The organism is Streptomyces sp. NPDC088762, assembly GCF_044750905.1.
GTDB lineage: Bacteria > Actinomycetota > Actinomycetes > Streptomycetales > Streptomycetaceae > Streptomyces.
In genome coordinates, this window is sequence record NZ_JBIVKT010000036.1 from 1 (window position 1) to 4,666 (window position 4,666).

5 protein-coding genes are annotated in these 4,666 nt (G+C 62.8%); 2 read left to right on the plus strand and 3 right to left on the minus strand.

Translation table 11 applies throughout. The features are described 5' to 3' along the window. Positions 1 to 196: 196 nt before the first annotated feature. Together ACIP5M_RS35945 and ACIP5M_RS35950 are read left to right on the plus strand one after the other, a co-directional pair. Positions 197 to 937 carry an XRE family transcriptional regulator gene (locus tag ACIP5M_RS35945; protein WP_401205347.1) on the plus strand — a complete coding sequence of 247 codons (741 nt, stop codon included), beginning with the start codon at positions 197 to 199 and terminating at the stop codon, positions 935 to 937. 2 nt (positions 938 to 939) lie between these two features. After that, positions 940 to 1,413, plus strand: a complete 474-nt coding sequence (locus ACIP5M_RS35950) for an NUDIX domain-containing protein (protein WP_401205358.1) — start codon at positions 940 to 942, stop codon at positions 1,411 to 1,413. Here ACIP5M_RS35950 and ACIP5M_RS35955 read toward each other — a convergent pair. From ACIP5M_RS35955 to ACIP5M_RS35965, 3 genes are all read right to left on the minus strand, one after another. Further along, the gene (locus ACIP5M_RS35955) at positions 1,406 to 1,969 is read right to left on the minus strand and encodes an HD domain-containing protein (RefSeq protein ID WP_401205350.1); all 564 of its coding nucleotides are present in this window, start codon (positions 1,967 to 1,969) and stop codon (positions 1,406 to 1,408) included. The genes ACIP5M_RS35950 and ACIP5M_RS35955 overlap by 8 nt on opposite strands. A gap of 26 nt (positions 1,970 to 1,995) precedes the next feature. Continuing rightward, positions 1,996 to 2,433 carry a GntR family transcriptional regulator gene (locus tag ACIP5M_RS35960; protein ID WP_401205353.1) on the minus strand — a complete coding sequence of 146 codons (438 nt, stop codon included), beginning with the start codon at positions 2,431 to 2,433 and terminating at the stop codon, positions 1,996 to 1,998. Positions 2,434 to 2,821: 388 nt separating this feature from the next. Next, the gene (locus ACIP5M_RS35965; protein ID WP_401205356.1) at positions 2,822 to 4,288 is read right to left on the minus strand and encodes a PIN-like domain-containing protein; all 1,467 of its coding nucleotides are present in this window, start codon (positions 4,286 to 4,288) and stop codon (positions 2,822 to 2,824) included. Positions 4,289 to 4,666: the final 378 nt, after the last annotated feature.

Sequence of the window (4,666 nt, forward strand, 5' to 3'; positions counted from 1 at the left end):
ATGCTTGAACGTGTATCTCACAGTGGCGGTTCTGGTTCAGGCTGTCAAGCTCTGCGCCTCAGCCGGTCCGCCTTGTGGTGTGACATCAGAGTGCCGTCGATAGGCGGGACGAAGTCACCGTGTCCCTGGACGACTTGGGACGTCCTCGATAGCGTTCTGGGGGGCGACTACGTCCCTGGACGTCCCTGGGGGTGGGATGGCGAACGAGCGGTTAAGGTCCGCGATGCTGACGCAAGGCGTCGCCGTGGATGCTCTGGCGGAGCACCTTGGGGTCGACCCCAAGACGGTGGAGCGCTGGATCACCAAAGGGCGGGCGCCGTACCGGCGACATCGCCTTGCCGTCTCGGCCTTCCTTCGGCAAGACGAGGGTTATCTGTGGCCCGACGGCCTGCCGGACGGGCAGCGTAAAGACGCTGCGGATGCCGAGGTGTTGAAGGTCTACCCGCATCGTTCCTACGTGCCGGCGGACCTATGGCTCCAGTTGTTCGGTCGGGCGGAACGGGAGATCGGCGTGCTGGTGCACGCGGGTGTCTTCCTCGCTGAGAATCCGCGCTGGCCGCAGCTGCTCAGGTTGAAAGCGGCAGGTGGTGTCCGGGCCCGCATCCTGCTCGGAGATCCTGACAGCCCAGAGATCCGGCGCCGAGGGGATGAAGAGGAAATCGGTGAAGGTGTGGCCTACAAGGTCCGCGAGGTCATGAAGCTCTATCGCCCCCTGTACTCGGTTTCGGGGATCGAGTTCCGGCTCCACCGGTCAACTCTGCACAACTCGCTCTACCGGTCGGATGACGAGTGGTTGGTGAACACGCAGGTGTACGGGGTGAGCGCGCCCCTGACTCCGGTCCTCCATCTGCGCAAGGTCGCCGGTGCTGAGCTGGTCTCCACATATCAACAGAGCTTCGAGAAAGTCTGGTCCGAAGCTGTCCCCATTGAAGGGTGAGCATGAGTCGCCGTACTGACTACTTCAACGATCCCAATGCGCCGAAGGCCAACAGCATCGTGCCTGCGGTGACGGCCTTCGTCGTCAATGATGCGGGTGACGTACTGCTGGAGCGGCGATCGGACAACGGCCGGTGGGGCATGCCGGGTGGCGTCCAGGAGATTGGGGAGAACATCGCAGGGACGGTCGTCCGGGAGGTCCTGGAGGAAACCGGGATCCAGGTCGAGGTGGTCGGCCTGGTGGGCATTTTTACCGACCCCGGCCATGTCATCGCGTTCGCGGACGGCGAGGTACGTCAGGAGTTCTCGCTCTGCTTCCGGGCCCGGCCGGTCGGCGGCGAGATCAGGGTGAGTTCGGAATCCCTGGAGGTGCGGTGGATCCCTCGGGCCGAAGTTGAGTCCCTCGACGTATCGCCCACTACCCGCCGGCGGCTGGATGAAGGCTTCCGCGACTCGTCGGTTCCGCGAATCAGCTGAGCCTGGACTGCTCTGTCTCCAAGGTGCGCTCGCGCACCCGGGCCAGACGAGCCAGCAGCTCCGGTCGAGCCGCGGATACGGCCCGGAACACAACGTGATCGGGGCCGTACCGGTCCAGTACCTCGGTCAACCGATCGGCTGGATCCACGAGTGCACCTACAGGGCTGCTAGTCAGATCGCAGTAGGTGATCGCGTCCACCAGATCAGGATCTGCGGGGCCGAACTCCGCCAGGGCACCGTCCAGCCCGAGCTCGGAGGCTTCCCACGGGGAAGACGTGTGGAAGGCCACGACGCTGCACAGCCGAGGGTCGGCGCCGACCACGTCACGCAGGTAGCGCGCGCCATCGATCATGTGCTGCCCGGTGTCGACGGCTGCTCGCGCGTACCCGACGTCGTGCGTGATGGCTGCTGCGGCTAGTAGCTCCGCATCCTCACCCAGAGCCGGGGCCAGCATCAGGGCCTGCGAGTAGACGCACTGTGAATGAGCCCACCGCTTCGGCAGGCTCTCGGCGAGCAAGGATTCCGCGAGGTCGTGAGCCCACTTGGCCAACTGCATGCGAGTGCCTCCAACGCTGTCGAGATTCAGGACGCCGGGCTCACGAACCGCCCGACTCCGTGCCGAGCTTGAACGTGCCCAGCGACTTCCAGTTCGTGCACGGCACGACGGACGGTGCCCCGGGCGACTCCGTAGGTCTCGGAGAGCTCTGCCTCGCTGGGGAGCCGAGAGCCGGCGGGCAGTTCGCCCGTCCGAATGCGGTCCAAGACGTCCGTCATAATCCGCTTGTACGGCGCGACCTGTGAGCCGCCAGCGACCTGCCGACCAATCCCGGCAACGGTGGCGACGTCGCCACCCTCCTCCAGCGCACGAAGAGCGCGACGGACGGTCGTGCGTGCGACGCCGAATTCCCGCCCGATCTCCGCCTCGGACGGAAGGCCATCGGGATAGGCCCCCTCAGCGATCCGCGTCCGCAGGGCCTCCGAGATCGTCAAGTACGTCCCACGCGGGCTGGGGTGCGGCACGCTTCCTCCTTCATCCGGACCGCGAGGGCGACTTCGTGGAGCCCCCAAGAGGTCCAGCTTCGCACGTCCTTGCCTGGGTGGAAGAGGGGAGATGGCGTGGCTTCTGTGGGTCGTCCAGGGGCGCCCGCGGAAGGCCGCGGACCACCAGCAACGACTATCGTCGGGTTGTAGGTATCGAGATGAATCCCTCGTTCAGTGCCTGGGTGTCCAGCCACATCCTTGCCGCGCAACGAGTCCTTCGGGGAGTGGCCTCTCCCGTGCAGATGGGTCAGCAGCGATTCACCTCTCTGTTTGTGCTTCTACTTAGCCCTAGGGGGGGTGACTTCCGTGTTTCCGCCCGTCGAACTTTCTTCAAGCCTCCTCGATGTCCGTAGAGAAGCTTCGGAAACTATTCCGGTAGCGTGGGCAATTCTTCTATGTATTCCCAGACGGTCCCTTGGGTTGGATCAATTGTGGGGATGCCGAGATGGATGGAGTGGATTCCGTGGGATTCGTCGCTAGTGTATGCGACAACAGTGAGCCGCAAACTTGGGTTCAAGTTCTCTAGGTCTGTGCGCAGCGTTGATTCGCGGTCTAGGAGGCTTCGCCCCCTAAATCTGTCTAGTTGGCGCGCGGCCATTTCGGGTGGGGCGGGCTTTCGTGCATACCTCATTGGGTATACGAGGTGACCATCATATACGGGAAAGCCGCGTCCTTTCAGTGTATGTGTGATCCCGCCCATGGATTCTATTCCGGTGATGAATTCATCTCGCACGGCTTCGTTCACGGAATGGCCGTAAATCTCCCGAGAGCCTGCCGCTTCGAATGCAGCTCTGGCGCGAAGGTGGCCTCGATGTAGCCACACGGGAACTGCCTGCCTGAGTTCCTCGGGGAAAGCGTGAACCGCTCCCTGCTCCGTCGTTGCGAGGTCGCTTACGGAGCGCTCATCAACTTTCAAGCCGAAGATTTCGTCGGCCCGAGCCAGGAGCTGGCTCGGGGTGAGCATGAACAGCTCAACGCCCGCTCGGCGCCGCAACTCGGTGCAGAGTTCGCTGCGGGGACGCGCGGGACCGTATCCGGTTCCTGGCACCCACCAGTCCTCCTTCACGTCTCCCGTTACGAGAAGGACATCGCAGCGTCGGCGTTCGGCTTCATTGAGGACTTGGGCCCAGAGGATGTAGTCGCCGGCAGCTCGCTCCGGTGGCTTAGTGCGGAAATCTTCGTAGCCGGGCGGGATGTTCTCGTTAGCTCGCCTCTGGGCCTCGACAGTTTCCTTGTCGAGTTCGACCTTGGAAAACGGATCACCTACGCGCCCGCGGAGTAGAACGTCAAGTTCGATGAGAACCGGATCTGTGTGGGTAGAATCTGTTCCTTCCAGAGCATCCCTTTCTGCTTGCTCCTGGATGAATTCTTTGAGTGCCGCTAATGATTGCTCAAGGGATTTTCGTGCCGTGTCGACGTGTTGAGTCACTTGCCGATTGCTGGATAGGTGTACTTCCCTAAGCCATCGATCCAGTGCGTCCTTTGTTGAGCGCGCTATCTTGTCGAGCGCACCGCTGACTTCTTTCGCCTTCGAATGATGATGGCCGCGGATGGACGGATTGTCGCGGTTTCGCCAGAACTCGGTTAGTACCTGATGTGGTATCCATAGGCGGTCGCGCAGCCTGCTCAGGACAGCGAGGGTATCTTTTCTCGTGCGCTCGTTGGAGCGGTAGAGGTTGATTAGTACGTTCGTATCGAGTGCGATAATCCCCGTACTGAATAGGTCCTCGTAGTCGGATCGTGTCGGAGTCCGGTAGGCATTGTCGCAGTCGAATATTCCGCGAGCTAGCGGTGCTGTTTCGGCGAGATCTCCCTCAATGGGAATTTCTGGCATATCGCCCCCTGTGCGTGCCCTGAGCTCCGGTGGACCTGACTCTGAGTGTTCCATCCACCGCAGCGCCTCGGTGTGTGAATGCAAGAGCTGGTGGCGTAGGAGCTGCGATGACTGCCGAAGCCAGGTTGGCGGACAACGAACCTGGTTGGCTTGGGCCCCCTCGTGGTGAGGAGCCGACGGTGCGGCGGGGCCGTCTGTGGGCCGTCGAGGGGCGGCCCAGGACGGCCGGCGACCACCGCCAACAACCACGACGGGCCCGGCACCATCAGGTGCCGGGCCCGTCGTTTGCGCTGCTAGACCCAGGTGTCCAGCCACATCCGGCTGCGCCAGGAGTCCATCGGGAGGGTCTGGCCCGTGTAGATCGGCCAGAAGTAGATG